This window comes from Pseudovibrio sp. M1P-2-3, assembly GCF_031501865.1.
Classification (GTDB): domain Bacteria; phylum Pseudomonadota; class Alphaproteobacteria; order Rhizobiales; family Stappiaceae; genus Pseudovibrio; species Pseudovibrio corallicola.
This window is the reverse complement of record NZ_JARRCW010000008.1, coordinates 1-15,925: the sequence shown is the minus strand read 5'-3', so window position 1 is coordinate 15,925 and position 15,925 is coordinate 1. Positions and strand designations below refer to the sequence as shown.

The window sequence follows — 15,925 nt, the reverse complement described above, 5'->3', positions numbered from 1 at the left end:
TTATTATTCCTTATTTTAGGGACGCGAGAAGGTCTTGCAGGCCTTCAGTTAGTTCGTCGTCTTGGTTTGAACTTACGTTTGACACGGGGGCCGCCCCCTGTGCCAATCCGAGAACGTCGCGGGCCTCGGCCTGAGACAGCCCCCGCTCCATCAAAGCGGCTTCAATCTCTTCCACCGCTTTCATTTTAGCGTTTGGTTGGGCGGGATCTTTGGTAAGTGCCGAGGCAGGCAACAGCGCGTCAGCAAGTCCAAATTCTACAGCTTCTTCACCGTTGAACCATGTTTCCGCATCGAGCAATTCGCTAATTTCGTTTGAGGACTTGCCGGTCTTATCGCGGTAAACCGAAACCATATTTTTATCAAAAACATCTAGGGTTTCAGCGGATTTTCGCATGTCTCGCTTATTGCCAACGGCAACGCCGGTCGCGCAATGGATCATCATAGAGGCCTGTTTACCCACTAAGATTTCATCACCGGCCATCGCAATAATTGACGCCGCAGAAGCGGCAACTCCCAGCACTCTCACGGTTACTTTTTCTGGATGCGCGCGCAACTGGTTGTAAATGGCCACCCCATCAAAGAACGAGCCGCCCGGTGAATTGATATCAACAGTTACGGGTTTTTTGCCGATTGTCCGCAAAGCCGCTGCAATCCGGCTTGGGGTGATCCCGTTGTCGTAGTTCGGACCAATGCGGGTCAAGATTGAAATTGTAGAGGTATCCGTCTTAGCCGCCTTCACATCAACCCAGCGGCTTAACGCATCTGCGTCAGGCTCAAAAGTTAAAGCCTGCGGATTTTGCAGGCCTTTGGTGGTAATTTCTGGAAGTGTTTTAAGGGTCATTGCTGCCTTCTTTTTTTTGCTGTCCGGGCGGCGGGGGGAGGTCGTCGGTAGGCTCAAGGCCTGAGCTTTGCCGGATTTCTTGTGGGTTCATCCATCCTTGATGCCCCCCACTGCCAAGCGCTTTGGCCCAAATCTCGGCCTGATCTTTTGGCGACCCCTTCAACAGCGCTTGCGGGTCAAACGAGGCCGCGAGGGTTTCGGCTTCCTCATCTGTGAGCAGCGCCCTTGAAATTGCCTGTTCCCAACTTTCAAACCATGGCATCAAGCCGTATCTAACAAACAATTGTCCCAGCACATCAATGCCAGACCCCCACGCCGTTTCGGCAACCCCAACCAACGGGCGCGGCACACCAAAAACACGGGCGATTTCTTCAATCTGGTGCTGGCGGGTTTCCAAGTGCTGGCTTTCCTTGCCGGTCTGTTTTGAAGACGAAAATTTCAGACCTTCCTCTAAGATCATCGTCCTGTTAGCGTTTTTTGCGCCTTTGTATTCATCAATATTTTGCTTGAGGCGCTCATAGGCTTCAGGGCTTAACTTGCCCTCAGTCGTCAAGGCACCATTACCAATATTGCCATTACTAAACAGCTTGGCCGCAGCAATATCGGCTTGAAGTCCAAGACCGATCGTTTCGGCGGCTTGCTTAACAAGGCTTAGCCCTGTCACCCCATCGCGGGACAGACCGTAGCGCAGCTGAAATATTTCATCCTGACGAAATACCCGGTTTGGGCCGTTTGGCGGCTTGTAGTGATACTCCAACCGATAATCAGTGCGCAGTTTTGGCGTGATATAATCAGGGTGTATCGGGGTCAGCTGCAACACTTTCTGGCCGCGTCTGATGATCAAGGCGTAGGCGTTGCCGTATGTCAGCGCCCATTGCTGCATAAGGGCTTTAAATTCAAACGAGGTCTGATATCCATTCGGCTTGAGGCTCAAGATTTTATAGAGTGAATGCCCCTTAACCCGCTTATTGGTCCCCTGCTCGCGCAAGAACAAGGGCAGCGTAGCAATTGCAAACGAAATCAGCGACACACAGCGTAAAACGGTTGTGTTTTTAAGCGCCGTGTCCACGCTGACCGCGATCCCCGCTTCAGTCCTAACACCGCCTTTTGATAACGCCTCGTAGATTGCTAGATAGACATATTCGGAAAACCCTTCCGCCGGTTCCTCTAGTGCGGCTTGCGGGTCTGATCTATTAAAAATACTGCTGAATAATCCCATTTTAAGCCAACAAAACCCCGCGTTCTTCATAGACTGAGGTTGACGGATCTACCGGGGCCAATTTCTCGCGCATTCCCGCAGCCATCGCCAAGGCTTGCGCCCCGTCAATCCTTAAGTGTGTTTTTGATTTATCAAATTTACGGTTGCCAGCCGGGTCGGTATCAATCACCGCATTAGCGACGTTCCATGTCAAAATGGGATGACCGTCATGTTCCAGCTGGTTGGTGAGCACAAGGTTTTCTAGTGCGGTGATGGCAGGCCCCATAGAGACAAATCCCTGCCCCCACGGATATAAAAGAAGCCCATTATACGGCTCGTCTTTTTCAGTGTCCTTGTAAACCTTGGCGGCAATATCTGCCCGGTCCAGATCTTTAATCAGGTAGTCAATGTTCCAGCGGTCATACACCAGCCCGCGCACATTAAAGACCTGCATAATTTCACCAATAAACAGCGCCACAGAGGCCGGGTCGACAATCTCGCCCGGTGACACGTTTAGCAGCCCTTGGTCATGCCACGTCCGATAGGGCACCTTATCGCGTTTTGAATGGTCATCAAGATACGCTTCCGGCTTCCAAAAGTACGTTTGATACCTTGCCCCCTCGTCCAGTGAGATAATTCCCAGTGCGGTCAAATCATGCCGCCCGGACAGGTCGAGGCTTAAAAGTACGTCCTCCCCTTCATAAAGATCCGCCGCGCCTTTGCGCTCCATCCACACCGATTTTGCAAACAGCGTGGTAAAGGTGCTCACACGCTGGTTGAGGTACAAGTTCCGAAACGCCGCCTCAAACGATTTGAGGCGCTTAGCCTTGCGTGCCATGCTTTCAAAATCCACCAAGCTTCTAAAAACGCCAAGCGCCGGGTTGGCCAACTTCCAGCATTTAGGGTCAAAGATATTTTTCTGATCTTCCGGCACCGTGTAGATGTGCGCCACAATATCAGGATCAACGCCGGTTAACGCATCATCAATCATTTCAGACAGCGGGTGCAAAGGGTCATTGGACTGGGTAGATATCACCAAGCCAAGCGGCTCATAGCGCCCGCCCTGCGACGTATCGAGCGTATCAAAAAGCTCGCGGTCTTTGCTTTGCGCCAGCTCGTCATAGATCCAAACAGACGGGCTGGACCCGTGTTTGGTTTTGGCGTCCTTGGATAGAACCGTAAAGCTTGATGCAAATTGCGGGCAGGTAATGGTTTTTTTACTGTCCACCACCACGAGATCTTCGGCTAAATCCTCATCAAGATCTATCATTTGAAAAATGAATTTATAGACCTGTGCTGCCTGATCCTTGTTGTTGGCTGCGCTGTAAATCTCGCCGTTATAAATCGCTTCTGGCCCGTGCAAGTGAACCAGAACCAGCGCGGCAATGAGCGCCGTTTTTCCGTTTTTGCGCGCAATAGACAAAATCCCGCGCCGCACGCGCCGGGTCCAGCCCCGGCCCAAAATGTTGTGTTCGGCGTAAATATCCTTGATGAAATCCCGCTGAAAGTCTTCCAGTACAAAAAAACTGCCCTGCCCCTCACCGCTTGGAATTGTCAGATTTTCAATATATTCAATCACCCGCTCGGCACGGCCAAAGCGGCGGCGTGATTTTTTAACCTTCTCCACCTCGGCCACGTAACCCCGCAAACTTGTTTTTCTTCTTGCCTGTCGTGCCAACGTTCAGGCGCGAGCGCGCCGACGGGGTAAGGCCGAATTCAGCTGAATAGGTAATCACGTCTTTGGCTGCCCGGTTCAAAGTGCCAAGGATAGGGTTTTGAATGATGTTCCCGTTTGAGGTTGTTACGGTCAGGCCGCGCCCGATTGGGTCTTTTTCGGCGGCCTCTTTCATCAGCTGACTGGCTATTTCCCAGATTCCGACCGCTTGGCAGTATGCCGCCAGCGCCGCTTGGTCTACGCTTGACGCCATGCCCATGGCCTGCAAGGCGGGCGTAATCCGCTTCCATTCTTCCAGTGCGGGGCCGGTCAAAACTAGTGGGGGCTCGGCGACCTCTTCTGGGGGCTCCGGGGCGGTTTTATTAAGAGGCCGCTTGCCGGGGTTATTTTCCAGCTCTTTCACGGCGTTTGGTTTTGGTTTTCGTCCTGCACGCGCCATGAAAAACCCTTTCAGATGCAACACCTAAAAGAACTTTAGGGACCGCCTCTAACTTATTGTTTTTAATTTCATTTAAGGATTGACAAGGGTAAATTTTCAGGGGTAGAAATTGCGCCAGATTTTCCGGGTAGGTTTTCAAATCTGACCCCCCCTTTCAATTTCGCGATTGCTTTTACTTGACTATCCCCACCGGTCCCCGGCTGCCCTACCCCAAACTTTTGCACCCCCCCTCCCTTCTGGGGCTTCAGGGAGGGTGTACGCCGCATTCTTACGTTGCGGAATAATTCACTCTGACCTTGCGATAAGTTGTATCTATTGGTTGGCAGGGTGGCGCGGATCGATGAACCAACCGTCTTCGCCAATCTCTAACGAATAGCCGCGCACTTCTAGACCCTGCTTAACAATGTCATGATCATCCGGGCATAGCGTTTGCTTCGGCTGATCAAAGAACAAAGCAACGTCGCCTCTATGCGGCGTGATATGGTCAACAACCAGATAGCGCCGTTTCAGGTTTTCCTGAGGGCTACCAAACATGTCCTTGGACCCATCGTTTAAAATCCCACGCGCAAGACAGAACACACACAGCGGCTGCTCGGCTAAGTGGGCAAGGCGCTCACGTTTCCACCGGGCAGTTTTGTATAGTTTACGATAGGACTGGGCCTCAGCACTGCGCCTGTCTTTTTTAAAGATCGACCAGCACTCCAAATAAAAAGCCCCGGCTCTAGGGAGGAACAGAGCCGGGGCAGTAAGTTTAACTTAACTCGCCAGAATAAGGCGGGTAGGCCCCGCTCTTATTATTGCGTGGGAGGGTGAGAAAATTCCACGCTATTTATGACTGCACAATAACCATTGTACTCTTTAGGAGTCAATATCCTTGATTTTTTAGCACTGGATAACCTTTAATGAACCCTATAGGATACTTTTAAGAGATTAAAGGAAAACAACAATGACAGTTCTCAAATGGCATGGCAACGCCCACAGCAAGCACGGGGCAATAGCTCGAACAACCAGCAATCGGGCTTACCAAATCCAGCCTCTGATCGGATCTCAACATTTTGCCACCTGCATTTATAAGCATGGGTTTAAAGAGCATATAGGGGTGGAAAAAAATCCTGAGCGTCTACTCAAGCGCTGCGAAACCCACCACGCCGACACAAGCGCTATAGAGGCCCGCTATGTGTAGACAATCAGGCAGGACAACAGCGCAACTAAAGGAAGTCATCAAGATTGCGCAGCATGGGGTTGCTGTCGTTTATGTCTGCTTAAATCCGAATGACCTTAGACTCTCTTTCAGCATCTTGACTAGTTTTGGCATTCAAGAAAGGGCCGTACTCAGCCAGTCCAAGGCCATTGTTTCAGGTGTACCGATTAAGTTTATTTCGACCCACACAGCGACACACATGCTAAACGGCTTCGACGGGGTAATAATATGTGACCACGCGGTGACAGACCCCCAGATAACAGGGCGCGGGGTACGCCGTCAGGAATGGGCCGTGTTTGCACAAGCAACCAACGCTCGCTATGGCCACATATTAAAGAGGCAGGTAATAGCACCCGCCTAGAACGTCAGCACTTCACGGCCCTACTCTGTTAGAGCGCTACCTGAAAGGTCCAGCCCGCAATTAGCGGGCTTTTTCATTTACTAATTTAAGTAGGTCTTCAATATCCACCTGAGCGCCGTGTTTATTCGTCTCTGTGGCCTCGTCTTCTCTAATCATTGCGTAAAGAGTGGGCCGCGAACACCCCAGATCCCGCGCTGTAGCTGCTATACTAGAGCCTGCACCCATCAGCTTTCGGGCCTTATTGCGGTCTTCTGCACTCAACTTGGCGGGCCTGCCTGCCCTGCTGGAAATCTTAGCGGCCCTGCGCTCTTGACGTAAATCCGCAGCAAATGCGTTTAATGCGGCCATAGTGCGAAAAATGGACGGGTCTTCTCTTGTATCCAGATCCTCACGCAACACAACCACATGCAGCCGCAACGTTTCGCATACGGTAAAAAATTCGGCAATATCATTTTGATATTCAGCAACCCGGTCCAAGGAACAAAATACCAGCGCGTCCCCCGGCGTTGTCGCCTGCATCATCTTCTTAAATGCGGGCTTGATAAATGTTCGGCGCTTAACTCCCTCGTCCCAATGAAGAGAAGTGCAGCCGAACTCTTCCAGCTCACGCGCCTGTTTATCTGCGCTGTCTTCGTATTCATCCGTTCTAATATAACCGTGAACTACCATCACCAACCGCCTGTAAATTAATTAAATGTATTTTATATATTTAATTTACATATCACGCCATTGTAAAATAATTAATATATTTTATTTTATTTTATTTACACATAGTAGTGTTGTTTCTGGGTACACCCAGAAGCGGCGGGGCTTGGCATTTTGAAATTAGCGGGCGGGGGTGTTGCTTCTGGGTTGAATATTCACCGGGGCAACAATAACGCCTCACCTACACCCAGAAACAACAGCGGCCAAGCATGCAGCCCCGTAAAAGCGGGGTTTTGTCTTGTATTTTCCGCAATTTAAGATTGACAGATAGGCCCAACGGGCCTATGTTGAGGGTGTTGAAAGGGCGGGAATGGCCCCGCCCTCAATTCAGGAGAAAAGCTAATGTCTTTTGAAGTACTTAGCTTCGTCCTTCAAGTCATCATCGCGGTTGTTATTATCGCGAACGTCGTAAGACACTGGTAACTTGAAGAGTGGGAGGGGGTCTAGCCCTCCCACTGCTCCTAAGAGAGACTATAAAGGGTTTTATATGACCAAACAACGAAAATTAGCCATAACACTTGCAGCACTCTTTGTGGCCTTTTTAGTCGTTTTCTACCTGCCACAAATAGCGGCATTCTTTAACTAGCCAAGGGCCAACACATGACGCCACAAGAATTTAAGGCAGCGCGGGAAGCCCTAGGGCTTTCCGCATCCCAACTTGGTGCCATCTTAAACACTGACCCGCGCACTATCCGCAAATGGGAAGCAGAACACGGCGGATCTGCCCGCCCACCTAACCCCATCGCCTGCCGTGTGCTGGAATGGATGCTTGCAGGCTACCGCCCACCAGAATGGCCACAGTCCAACTAAGGAGCACCCATGAAACTAGGTTATGCCCGCGTTTCAACGGGCCAACAAAACACCGCCCGCCAGCTCACCGCGCTGCAAGGGGCTGGGGTGGATCTGGAAAACATTGTTACGGACGAAATAAGCGGGGCTGATAAAAGCCGCCCTGGACTAACTGAATTGCTGATCAAAATCCGGCGCGGCGATTGCGTCACCGTCGCGTCAATGGACCGCCTAGCGCGATCTCTGACAGATCTTCATGAGATTGTTGGCAGCATCAACGATAAAGGCGCGGCGGTTCACTTCGTCAAAGAAAACCTAACCTGTGCCGCACAAGGCGCGGATGCAATGGGTACTCTAATTCTCAACATCATGGGAAGCTTTGCGCAGTTTGAGCGTAGCTTGATCAATGAGCGCCAAGCAGAAGGCATCAGCGCAGCCAAGCAGCGCGGAGTGTACAAGGGGGGAGTGCCCACCATCAACCGCGAAAAAGTGCAAGCGCTGGTCGAGGCCGGATTTAACAACAGCCAGATAGCCCGGAAGCTTGGCAAGCATCGCAGCAGCATTATTCGAATTAAGAAAGAGCTGAAAATAGAGAATAGCACCGCCAAATAAAGAGATATATTTACATATTTATTTATATCTTAAAATATATAAAAAGAGGCTTTAGTTGTGCTAAGTTGACATCACACCCCAATATGTTGAGACTTCCCAGAAAAAAGAAGTCTCAACAATGACCACCCAAACAGCGCCTAAACTGCCCTACATCGACAAGGCAACCCGGCCCTCTGGCAAGGTTGTATATTACGCCCGCCGCTATGCACGGGGCCGCAGGATCAGGCTACCAGATACCCCAAACACCCCACTATTTCTCACCAGTTACGCAAAGGCCATAGCCGAACTTTCCAGCCAAGCAGACCCACGGCCCCGCAAAGCGAAAAACCGCCACTTAATCGGCTGGCTGATCAATGAGTATTTAACCAGCGCGGCTTACAACAAAAACCAACCCTCTACCCAGAAATACCAACTGTGCGGGTTTAAGAAGATCCGGGAGAAATGGGAAACCGCCCGCTTTGACCGAGTAACCTCCAAAGATATCAAGCGCAAAATGAACGACCTGCAGCACACCCCCGAAGCGGCCAACCAGCTGCTAAAAACCTTCCGGGCGCTGGTCAAGTGGGCACTGTATGTGGAACTGATTGACCGTGACCCGACAACCGGTGTTTCCTATTACAAGCACAACACAGACGGCTTTTATAGCTGGGCAGACAAGGATTTTGAGCGCTTCACCGCAGCCTTTGCATTGGGCACACAGGAACGGCTTGCGTTTGAACTGCTCGCCAGCACCGGTGCGCGGGTGGGCGATGTGATCCAGCTGGGACCGGAAGACCTCAAGGCCGGGATCATCCGCTACACCAGCCGCAAAAGTAAAACGCCCGTCTCAATCCGCGCAACTCAAGGGCTGGAAGACGCCCTCACCGCCTCGCAAGCCAGCGGGGACACGTTCTTAACGCTGCCAACAACCGGTGAGCCCTTTCACAATTCAAAGGCGTTTTATCAATGGTTCAAAAAGCGCTGTGCGCAGGCCGGCGTGGACGGCTCCGCACACGGCATCCGCAAAGGACTGGCCACACGCGCCGCCGAACAAGGGGCCTCAACCATGCGGCTGATGGCGCTGTTTGGTTGGAAAACAAGCAAGATGGCGGAACTTTACACCCAGAAGGCCGACCGTGAAAAAATCGGGCTTGAGTCGTCTGGCTACCTTGAACGCATTTAGACGCTCGCAATAGATAACAGCAGTGCGACCGAAACCCGGTCAATTTTTTGTACATAGTACACTTTTTAGTTGACTTTGTGTACTTAGTACGCTATAATGATACATACCCCCCCTAAGGGGGGGGATTCCTTAGCAAACTAGAAAGGAAGGTGAAGCGCTGATGAAAGTCCGGAAAGTCGGTTTTAAGATCAAATTACTCGGTCTGACAGTCGAAATAACTGTGTTCTTAAAATAAAACCCTCTTGGGGTTGGGGCGAAAGCCCTAGCCCCTCCCGGAGCAACAAGGCGCGACACCTTCCTTTTTCTGAAAAAAAGGATACCACATGACCCCTAAACAGTTCAAGAAGTGGCGCAGAATAAACGGCTTTAAATCTCAAGCAGAGGCCGCAAAAGCGCTAGGTGTCTCACGGGATACGATTGTAAACTATGAAAACGGGGTCCGCCGGGACAACCCGTCAAAAACGGTCGAGATCCCTAAATCCATCGAGCTGGCTTGTGCGGCGCTTCAAGTCGGGATTACCGAGTATACAGAGGCATAAGGCGCGGGGTCTGCCCACACAGCGCAGCAGCGCCGGGGTGGGCAACCAAATCGGAAAGCTAGTCGTTTTTGTCAACCAAGGCCCACAGGGCCGCCGCTGCCCAAGACCGTCGCTACGCGCTGCGGTCTTTTTTTTGTGCATCCGCCCGACGTCCCGCACCGTGACAAAGCTGTCCCACGCGGCGGCTTGTGGCCGTTGGTTTGATTAAGGTTTCGCGGGCAGAGGGAAAACAGGAGAAGAATTCGCTTTGTTCGCGATTAACGCCCTGTTTACGGCCCGCAGCGGTTGTAAGAGACTAGAGTAGACTTGCCGGCACTGCGCCTCAAGAAAGCACACGACCGGGCAGCGGGCGGGGTAGAGTTCTGTCAAATAATTTTTATAAGATGTCAATTTTTTTACATAACAAGGCACAAAAAAACCTGCCCCGTCCATGGGGGGACGGGGCAGGGGCACTGGCATTTTACAGTTCTTTATATTTATCTCTATTAGTTTATTTCTATAAATATAATTATATATATTTTAATATTAAAACCGCGCGGCTTTTAGATGATCCAGCGTGTTAAGCCCAAGTTTGAGGAGCTGGAGTGCTGCCGCGTTTGTCGGGGCGCTGTCCGCAAAGACGCAGTTCAGGACCAGCTGTTTCAACCGCGCGTCCCCGTGCGCGGCACCAGCCTGATCCAAAGCCGCGCATATGCAGTCCCATTTCAATTTGGCCCGCACGGCGCGGCGGGCAAGGACGGGATCTGCGGGCGGGAGGCCGCCGGTTGGTGCCTTCATCTGGTGCCAGCCCGGACTGTCAAGGGCACCGGCCAACTCGTTATAGGCGTCGGCCAGCCACAGGCCGGCCTGATATTGGCAGGTGTTTAGGCCCGCAGCTGCGCCTGAGCGTCCGTTTAACAACAACCGGCCCAAGACGCTGCCCGCCAGCGGCGACGACGCCTGCGTGCCTTTAAGGCCAAAGTGCTTACGGCGCTGCGCGGTGGCGGTGGACATGGTGTCAGCGGCCTGCCCAGAGGCCCGCGCTGCCAGCGCCGCTTTGGAGCGGGACAGTTGGCCGCTTTTGGTGCGCGCGGCTCCTTGAAGGCGGCGGGTTCGGTTTCCTTTTGCCATTTAATCCCCTTTGATTTTGTTGTTTTTAGGGTTTTTAAGCGTTTGACAACCCCCACACCGAGCGCGACAAGGCCAACTTGCCATCTTTGGCCCGCTCAATACAGGCGCAAAAATACCCGGCGGTGTTTTTAATCTGGCTGTGGCCGCGCAGGGTCTTTTCAACGGCGACCAACAGCACAGAGGCGGCGGCGTTAAGCCCTATGGCGGCCACGGCGCGTTTCCAATTGGACTGGGAGAGTTGTGCCGCCAGTCGCAAAGTTTCGGCATTGTCGGCAAGATCGGCCCAACTTTGCAAACAAAATCCGAAATCGGTCTGGCAAGTGCGGGTGGCGGTAGCCAACAGGCCAATGGAAAGGGCGTGCAAAATATCCCCGGCAGGAGCTTGACGGGCCGAAGCCTCGCCCACAGGCTGGTCTTCAAAGCCTTTTTTTACCCTCCGGCTTTGTGCCGGGGGGGGGAGTAAACTGATGTCAGTCCCGTCAGGGGCTGGCCGCTTGATCTTATCAGATAAATTAAAGTCTCTTTCGTCAGAAAGAGGCCGCGTTTCATTACTATTTATAAATGTTTGAGGGATTGTAATATGTAAGTGGGGGTCAATTTTGTCACCCACGGGTGACATATCTAGTGCTTTGTCGGTGGCAGGGGCGGGGTGCGGGTCGGCATTGTCCAACGCAATCACCGCGCAGCCGTGCGCATAGATGATCGCGAGGCTTTCAGCTTTGTCGGCGCAGCTAGTGGCACTCGCTAGCACCTTATCCAGTTGGGTTTTAATCTCGCAGTAATCGCAGCCAACCTCAACAAAGACCGGTTCGAGGTCGATAATCTGGCGCGTATACCGGGTTACAGCCCTTTGTGCCTGCTTTTGCGCCGCCAACGCCTGCTTAAAGTCAGCCGCCAGCCGTTCCAGTTCCGCAACCCGGTTGGCAGCGGGCGACAGGTCCAACGCAATCACCGCGCAGCCGTGCGCATAGATGATCGCGAGGCTTTCAGCTTTGTCGGCGCAGCTAGTGGCACTCGCTAGCACCTTATCCAGTTGGGTTTTAATCTCGCAGTAATCGCAGCCAACCTCAACAAAGACCGGTTCGAGGTCGATAATCTGGCGCGTATACCGGGTTACAGCCCTTTGTGCCTGCTTTTGCGCCGCCAACGCCTGCTTAAAGTCAGCCGCCAGCCGTTCCAGTTCCGCAACCCGGTTGGCAGCGGGCGACAGGTCCAACCCGTACGCTTCGCCCGACTTGGCTTGTGCGAAGCGCTTGCCGGACGGACTGTCATGATAGGACAGTACCCCAGCTTCACACAGCCGCCGCAAGGCACGGGAGACGGTGCGTGTTGAGCGCTGAACATAGCCACACAGCTTTTCATTGGAAATGGAGACCACCGGGCGACGGCCTTTGGAAAAGTCATCGCTGCGGGCCATGCCCAGCAGCATATCAAAAATATGAAAGGCGACCCCATCAACGCCAAGGGCCGGGGCTGCCGTTTTAACCGCCATCGCCACTTGGCGTTTGGAGGTGGTCGCACGCACGCCATCGGTGGCCAAATGTTGGCTTTGGATCATCGCCGGGGTCATTTTACGAAAGCCGGCAACGGGCCGGGGGGGAGGTGTTGTACCGTCAAAATTTACGGTCATAAATGATGCTCATTTATCCGGGTGGATCTTGACAACAAGGGAGTTTACATGTCAATATCTCACCAGTTTTGACCTACATCAGCGACGATAAGGCCAATTGGTAACTAAGGCCCTTAACCTTAGTCCAGTGAATTCCGAGAAATCGGTGAAATCCGAGTAGTTTGCAGCTACTCGGATTTTTTTATTGATTCCCCACGCCGCCCATAATGCACGCGCTCTTCAGGTTAATCAAATGGATCTGATCAGCGGGGGCCGCTCCACGGGGGATAAACCGCCCCGGTTTTAACGGGAGAGCCGACTCATTTAGCAAATGATCCTCAATAATCCCCACGGCAGGCAAAGAAATTACTTCACCGCCATAATTTATTGGTATCGACTTCAACCCAGAATTGTGCGTCCTCTTTGGACCCACTGCTTTAATTGTATTTTGAAAATTATTTTCTAGCATTTCGCAGCTTCTTTTTGTCTGTGTCAATCCAAGCCAGCGCCCGATTATATGTCTGGAGTGTAACGGTTTTTCCGTTTTTTAATCGCGAGACGAGTTGCTTATTTTTGACAGCATAAAACCCTGCATTTTGCTCACACAATGGCTGGCCGATCTCGGCTCTAAATTCTAAATGCTCCAAAATCGCGCTTAAAAGGTCTTGCTCCATAGCGCTCATAAAATACTCTATAGAGTACATAGTCAAGCCATATACTCTTAATATGTTGCCTTTAGGGTGATAAAGACACACAAATATATTAATTCGTAAAAATGGGGTGAGAACCATGAGCACATGGCAAGAGCGTTTGAAAGAAGCGGTGGAAAATGACCCACGCTCAAAACGGGAGTTGGCCGCCGAGCTGGATATGGGGTCGCAATATATTTACCAGATCACTCAAGGTAAAACACCTGCAGCCCCCAAGCTGTTTGAGCTGTGCGAGCTACTCGGAGTTGACCCGGTCTACATCATGACTGGCGAGGGCACCCCCGAGGGGTTCGGAGACTTCATGAAGGTCTTTGCTGGGCTCAACGCTGACAACCGGGCGATCTTGCTGAAGGTGGCCCGAGGCTTTGCCGACGGCCAAAAGTAGGTCCATACGCTCGACAATCGGAAGACCTTCCGCAATGGTTATTATTTGTTTCATATCTTTTGCGAGTTGGTCCATTCCCAACACTCCCATTTAAAAAATTGCAATACGTCTTTGATTATCACCACCTTGAATTGAGGCTTCAGTTCCTTGTGGGCGGTTTTACGTGGGTTGAAAGGCCTTGACTAAGCAGGGGCGGACAGACGGTCCGCCCCTGCTTAGTCAAAACTAAAGCTTGATGTACGCCCTAATTACATCCCATTTTGAACGGCGTTTGTCACGAGGCATTTTATAGACTCTGCTACTATAACGGGCTTTTTATATATTTTTATATATCCTTAAATATACATTTATTTGCATTGTATATTTTTTCATATATATTTGCATAAAGATATATTCATAAAGGGGAGTTCTATGACCAAAGTACATACGAACGGGGATCAGGAAACTGTTTGTTACGTGTGGGCTATTGCATCAATCAAGGGCGGGGTGGGTAAAACGACGCTTGCTTGCAACCTTGCCGCGCACCTCGCCAAAACCCATGGCGGCGACAAAGTGCTGGTCATGGATGCAGATAAACAAGGCACCGCCAACGATTTCACCACCATTCGCTATGAGAACCCGGAGCTTCCAGACGCTGCCAAATTTGACTGCATCAAGGTGGGCAAGGGCGACATGCGCCGTCAAGTGCGCTCCAACCGCAAAAACTATCAGCACATTGTCATCGATGTCGGCGGGCAGGACAACGGCCCGCTGCGCGCCGCGCTGTTAGAGGCTGACAAGATGGTGGTGCCTACTCCGCCGCGCTCCTTTGATTTATGGGCGCTGGACGGGCTTTCAGAAATGCTGCTTGAGGCACGGGAAGTCAATGAAGGGCTCCAAACCCAAGCAGTGATTAATTTTGGCCGCGACCGGGGGCCGGACAATCAAAAATCAATTGACCACATTAAGGAGACCTACCCGCAGTTTAATATAATTGATCCGGTGATCGTCAAACGGGAAGTCTGGGCCGAGGCCGCCGGCCACGGGCTCAGCGTCACCGAAGCCAAACCGTACAACCCCAAAGCCAGCCACGAACACAACGCATTTTTAAGCGCCATTCTTGAAGGACTAAGCTAATGGTCAACACCGTCAAGCCCGGCCTCCGCAAGCGCCCCACCCCCCCAATACCAGAAGGCTATTCAGACCAGGAACGAGCGTTTATGGAAAAAGCAGAGGAAGGCAAGCGGGCCGACCTCGCGCCAAAAGGCCGGGGTCGGCCCAAGGAAGATCCGAAAGTCAAGATATTACTCTCGATGCCAACGGCGCTTGCTGAAAAAGTCGATGCCTACCGGGACGACAAGGGCGACGGGCAGAAACGACCCTCTGCCATTGTGTCAATTGTTGCTGACTATTTCCGCCTGATTGGCGATAAGCAAAGCTGAGAAGTAGTTCAACAACAAGGGGCGGCCCCTGTTGTTGAACCTAACAGAGTTTTCGGCAGCCTTTGGTATTTCCTTAGTATTACCCCACCAGCGGCAGCTCCGCCGCGACAAGATCCAAACGTTGACAAGCCCCGACAAAATACCCGGCATCCCGCTCAATGCCGATAAACGTACGTCCCAACCGTTGGCAGGCAACACCCGCCGAACCGCCGCCCATAAAACTGTCCAGAACCACAGCACCGGGGCGGCTGGAGACCTCCAAAATGTGGGCAAGCATAGCCTGTGGCTTTTCGCACGGGTGTCTGCCGGGATAGCCTTGAACGGGTTTGAAACTCCACGTATCCCGTTGCAACAAGCCTTGCGTCGGTGTGAAAGGGCGGCGCAACTCTTCAAACTCTTGCCGCAAAGTTTCATATTCTTTTTTTAAATAGGTATAATTCTCCTGCAAAAAATCGGGGTCTTTGGTGAGATATGGCCCATCGCCATTGTCATTGTCATTTAACAAGCCACGCATAGCCTCATAGTGTTCTTTCGTCGGAAGTGCCCACTGTGCTTTTCCAAAATAATGGCGACTGGCCATCGCCTTAACCCCGCATACTTTATCTGCGGCCCTTTTCCCTGCACTGTTAAGCATTCCAGCCCGTTCAAACTCGCCGCAAATATACTCCCTCAGCGGCGCGAAGACCTCACCGCGCAAACTGTCGCATTTGGCGGAGTAACTGCTGGAGTTCTTGGCCACTGCGTCCCCGGCCAGCGGTTCGGCAAAGATACACGCCTCCCAATTGGTCACGTAACGCCGCTGTGTAGCCGCGCTTACTTTGTTAAAGTTCCCCGCTTCCTTCACCCAACGAATAGAGTTCAGAATAAAAAACCGTTTTGAAAGAAGAGTTTCCACTTTTGTTGCCATTTGCGGAGAAGCAAAACAGTAAAGGGAACCGTTGGGCTTCAAAAGCCGTTGCCACTCAGCTGCCACCTTATCCAGCCATGCCAAAAAAGCGGAAGCGTCCTGCCACTGCCGATCCCAATCTTCCTTAATGGCGCGAAAATAAGGGGGGTCCGTGAGAATTAGATCTATAGATTGATCCGGCAACTCTGCCATACGCTCCAGACAATCACCATGCAGTAAGGTCGCACGCCCATAGCGCACTGCTTCCTCTATAAATTCCAT

Annotated in this window: 20 protein-coding genes; 11 read left to right on the top strand and 9 right to left on the bottom strand. The window is 51.9% G+C overall.

The genetic code is table 11. The annotated features are described in order from the left end of the window. Positions 1 to 10 precede the first annotated feature (10 nt). The 5 genes from P6574_RS21945 to P6574_RS21925 form a co-directional block, all read right to left on the bottom strand. A complete protein-coding gene (locus tag P6574_RS21945) occupies positions 11 to 841 on the bottom strand; it encodes a head maturation protease, ClpP-related (RefSeq protein ID WP_310622475.1) in 831 nt (276 codons plus the stop codon). Beyond that, positions 831 to 2,060 (bottom strand): phage portal protein, encoded by a 1,230-nt coding sequence (locus P6574_RS21940; RefSeq protein ID WP_310622474.1) that lies wholly within the window; start codon positions 2,058 to 2,060, stop codon positions 831 to 833. The genes P6574_RS21945 and P6574_RS21940 overlap by 11 nt, the downstream gene beginning before the upstream one ends. A gap of 1 nt (position 2,061) precedes the next feature. After that, positions 2,062 to 3,687 carry a terminase large subunit gene (locus tag P6574_RS21935; RefSeq protein ID WP_310622473.1) on the bottom strand — a complete coding sequence of 542 codons (1,626 nt, stop codon included), beginning with the start codon at positions 3,685 to 3,687 and terminating at the stop codon, positions 2,062 to 2,064. Beyond that, positions 3,653 to 4,153 (bottom strand): phage terminase small subunit P27 family, encoded by a 501-nt coding sequence (locus P6574_RS21930; protein ID WP_310622472.1) that lies wholly within the window; start codon positions 4,151 to 4,153, stop codon positions 3,653 to 3,655. Before P6574_RS21930 ends, P6574_RS21935 begins: the two co-directional genes overlap by 35 nt. 312 nt (positions 4,154 to 4,465) lie before the next feature. Continuing rightward, positions 4,466 to 4,858, bottom strand: a complete 393-nt coding sequence (locus P6574_RS21925) for an HNH endonuclease (protein ID WP_310622471.1) — start codon at positions 4,856 to 4,858, stop codon at positions 4,466 to 4,468. 241 nt (positions 4,859 to 5,099) lie between these two features. On the opposite strand from P6574_RS21925, the gene P6574_RS21920 reads away from it, so the two are divergent. Beyond that, entirely contained in the window at positions 5,100 to 5,336 is a 237-nt protein-coding gene (locus P6574_RS21920) for a hypothetical protein (protein ID WP_310622470.1), read from the top strand. Beyond that, positions 5,329 to 5,715, top strand: coding sequence for a hypothetical protein (locus P6574_RS21915; protein WP_310622469.1), 387 nt, complete (start codon positions 5,329 to 5,331; stop codon positions 5,713 to 5,715). Before P6574_RS21920 ends, P6574_RS21915 begins: the two co-directional genes overlap by 8 nt. A gap of 60 nt (positions 5,716 to 5,775) precedes the next feature. Here P6574_RS21915 and P6574_RS21910 read toward each other — a convergent pair whose 3' ends face one another. Further along, complete coding sequence (locus tag P6574_RS21910) at positions 5,776 to 6,384, bottom strand: recombinase family protein (protein ID WP_310622468.1); 609 nt, start codon at positions 6,382 to 6,384, stop codon at positions 5,776 to 5,778. 636 nt (positions 6,385 to 7,020) lie between these two features. On the opposite strand from P6574_RS21910, the gene P6574_RS21905 reads away from it, so the two are divergent. The 6 genes from P6574_RS21905 (at position 7,021) to P6574_RS21880 (ending at position 10,603) form a co-directional block, all read left to right on the top strand. After that, on the top strand, positions 7,021 to 7,230 hold the full coding sequence (locus P6574_RS21905; protein WP_310622467.1) for a helix-turn-helix domain-containing protein: 210 nt from the start codon (positions 7,021 to 7,023) through the stop codon (positions 7,228 to 7,230). Positions 7,231 to 7,239: 9 nt separating this feature from the next. Further along, complete coding sequence (locus P6574_RS21900; RefSeq protein WP_310622466.1) at positions 7,240 to 7,821, top strand: recombinase family protein; 582 nt, start codon at positions 7,240 to 7,242, stop codon at positions 7,819 to 7,821. Between the two features lie 118 nt (positions 7,822 to 7,939). After that, positions 7,940 to 8,983, top strand: coding sequence for a tyrosine-type recombinase/integrase (locus tag P6574_RS21895; RefSeq protein WP_310622465.1), 1,044 nt, complete (start codon positions 7,940 to 7,942; stop codon positions 8,981 to 8,983). Between the two features lie 323 nt (positions 8,984 to 9,306). Beyond that, the gene (locus tag P6574_RS21890; RefSeq protein WP_310622464.1) at positions 9,307 to 9,522 is read left to right on the top strand and encodes a helix-turn-helix domain-containing protein; all 216 of its coding nucleotides are present in this window, start codon (positions 9,307 to 9,309) and stop codon (positions 9,520 to 9,522) included. A 546-nt stretch (positions 9,523 to 10,068) separates the two neighbouring features. After that, a complete protein-coding gene (locus P6574_RS21885; RefSeq protein WP_310622463.1) occupies positions 10,069 to 10,389 on the top strand; it encodes a hypothetical protein in 321 nt (106 codons plus the stop codon). Further along, complete coding sequence (locus P6574_RS21880; protein ID WP_310622462.1) at positions 10,382 to 10,603, top strand: hypothetical protein; 222 nt, start codon at positions 10,382 to 10,384, stop codon at positions 10,601 to 10,603. Before P6574_RS21885 ends, P6574_RS21880 begins: the two co-directional genes overlap by 8 nt. A 63-nt stretch (positions 10,604 to 10,666) precedes the next feature. Here P6574_RS21880 and repC read toward each other — a convergent pair whose 3' ends face one another. Both repC and P6574_RS21870 read right to left on the bottom strand, forming a co-directional pair. Continuing rightward, on the bottom strand, positions 10,667 to 12,262 hold the full coding sequence (repC, locus tag P6574_RS21875; RefSeq protein ID WP_310622461.1) for a replication initiation protein RepC: 1,596 nt from the start codon (positions 12,260 to 12,262) through the stop codon (positions 10,667 to 10,669). Positions 12,263 to 12,696: 434 nt separating this feature from the next. Next, positions 12,697 to 12,924 (bottom strand): hypothetical protein, encoded by a 228-nt coding sequence (locus P6574_RS21870; protein WP_310622460.1) that lies wholly within the window; start codon positions 12,922 to 12,924, stop codon positions 12,697 to 12,699. A gap of 106 nt (positions 12,925 to 13,030) precedes the next feature. Between P6574_RS21870 and P6574_RS21865 the strand changes: the two genes are divergently transcribed. The 3 genes from P6574_RS21865 to P6574_RS21855 all read left to right on the top strand — a co-directional run bounded on the left by P6574_RS21865 (position 13,031) and on the right by P6574_RS21855 (position 14,757). After that, the gene (locus P6574_RS21865) at positions 13,031 to 13,336 is read left to right on the top strand and encodes a helix-turn-helix domain-containing protein (RefSeq protein WP_310622459.1); all 306 of its coding nucleotides are present in this window, start codon (positions 13,031 to 13,033) and stop codon (positions 13,334 to 13,336) included. Positions 13,337 to 13,747: 411 nt separating this feature from the next. Continuing rightward, entirely contained in the window at positions 13,748 to 14,452 is a 705-nt protein-coding gene (locus P6574_RS21860) for an AAA family ATPase (protein WP_310622458.1), read from the top strand. Then, on the top strand, positions 14,452 to 14,757 hold the full coding sequence (locus P6574_RS21855) for a hypothetical protein (protein WP_310622457.1): 306 nt from the start codon (positions 14,452 to 14,454) through the stop codon (positions 14,755 to 14,757). Before P6574_RS21860 ends, P6574_RS21855 begins: the two co-directional genes overlap by 1 nt. A 79-nt stretch (positions 14,758 to 14,836) precedes the next feature. Here P6574_RS21855 and P6574_RS21850 read toward each other — a convergent pair. Then, a partial coding sequence (locus P6574_RS21850; protein WP_310622456.1) for a DNA-methyltransferase occupies positions 14,837 to 15,925 on the bottom strand: 1,089 nt, incomplete at its 5' end.

Excerpts from the sequence above, each read along its gene's own strand:
- P6574_RS21945 (WP_310622475.1), bottom strand. The coding sequence starts at position 841 with ATGACCCTTAAAACACTTCCAGAAATTACCACCAAAGGCCTGCAAAAT.
- P6574_RS21940 (WP_310622474.1), bottom strand. The coding sequence starts at position 2,060 with ATGGGATTATTCAGCAGTATTTTTAATAGATCAGACCCGCAAGCCGCA.
- P6574_RS21930 (WP_310622472.1), bottom strand. The coding sequence starts at position 4,153 with ATGGCGCGTGCAGGACGAAAACCAAAACCAAACGCCGTGAAAGAGCTG.
- P6574_RS21920 (WP_310622470.1), top strand. The coding sequence starts at position 5,100 with ATGACAGTTCTCAAATGGCATGGCAACGCCCACAGCAAGCACGGGGCA.
- P6574_RS21915 (WP_310622469.1), top strand. The coding sequence starts at position 5,329 with ATGTGTAGACAATCAGGCAGGACAACAGCGCAACTAAAGGAAGTCATC.
- P6574_RS21910 (WP_310622468.1), bottom strand. The coding sequence starts at position 6,384 with ATGGTAGTTCACGGTTATATTAGAACGGATGAATACGAAGACAGCGCA.
- P6574_RS21905 (WP_310622467.1), top strand. The coding sequence starts at position 7,021 with ATGACGCCACAAGAATTTAAGGCAGCGCGGGAAGCCCTAGGGCTTTCC.
- P6574_RS21900 (WP_310622466.1), top strand. The coding sequence starts at position 7,240 with ATGAAACTAGGTTATGCCCGCGTTTCAACGGGCCAACAAAACACCGCC.
- P6574_RS21895 (WP_310622465.1), top strand. The coding sequence starts at position 7,940 with ATGACCACCCAAACAGCGCCTAAACTGCCCTACATCGACAAGGCAACC.
- P6574_RS21890 (WP_310622464.1), top strand. The coding sequence starts at position 9,307 with ATGACCCCTAAACAGTTCAAGAAGTGGCGCAGAATAAACGGCTTTAAA.
- P6574_RS21885 (WP_310622463.1), top strand. The coding sequence starts at position 10,069 with ATGATCCAGCGTGTTAAGCCCAAGTTTGAGGAGCTGGAGTGCTGCCGC.
- repC (WP_310622461.1), bottom strand. The coding sequence starts at position 12,262 with ATGACCGTAAATTTTGACGGTACAACACCTCCCCCCCGGCCCGTTGCC.
- P6574_RS21870 (WP_310622460.1), bottom strand. The coding sequence starts at position 12,924 with ATGAGCGCTATGGAGCAAGACCTTTTAAGCGCGATTTTGGAGCATTTA.
- P6574_RS21865 (WP_310622459.1), top strand. The coding sequence starts at position 13,031 with ATGAGCACATGGCAAGAGCGTTTGAAAGAAGCGGTGGAAAATGACCCA.
- P6574_RS21860 (WP_310622458.1), top strand. The coding sequence starts at position 13,748 with ATGACCAAAGTACATACGAACGGGGATCAGGAAACTGTTTGTTACGTG.
- P6574_RS21855 (WP_310622457.1), top strand. The coding sequence starts at position 14,452 with ATGGTCAACACCGTCAAGCCCGGCCTCCGCAAGCGCCCCACCCCCCCA.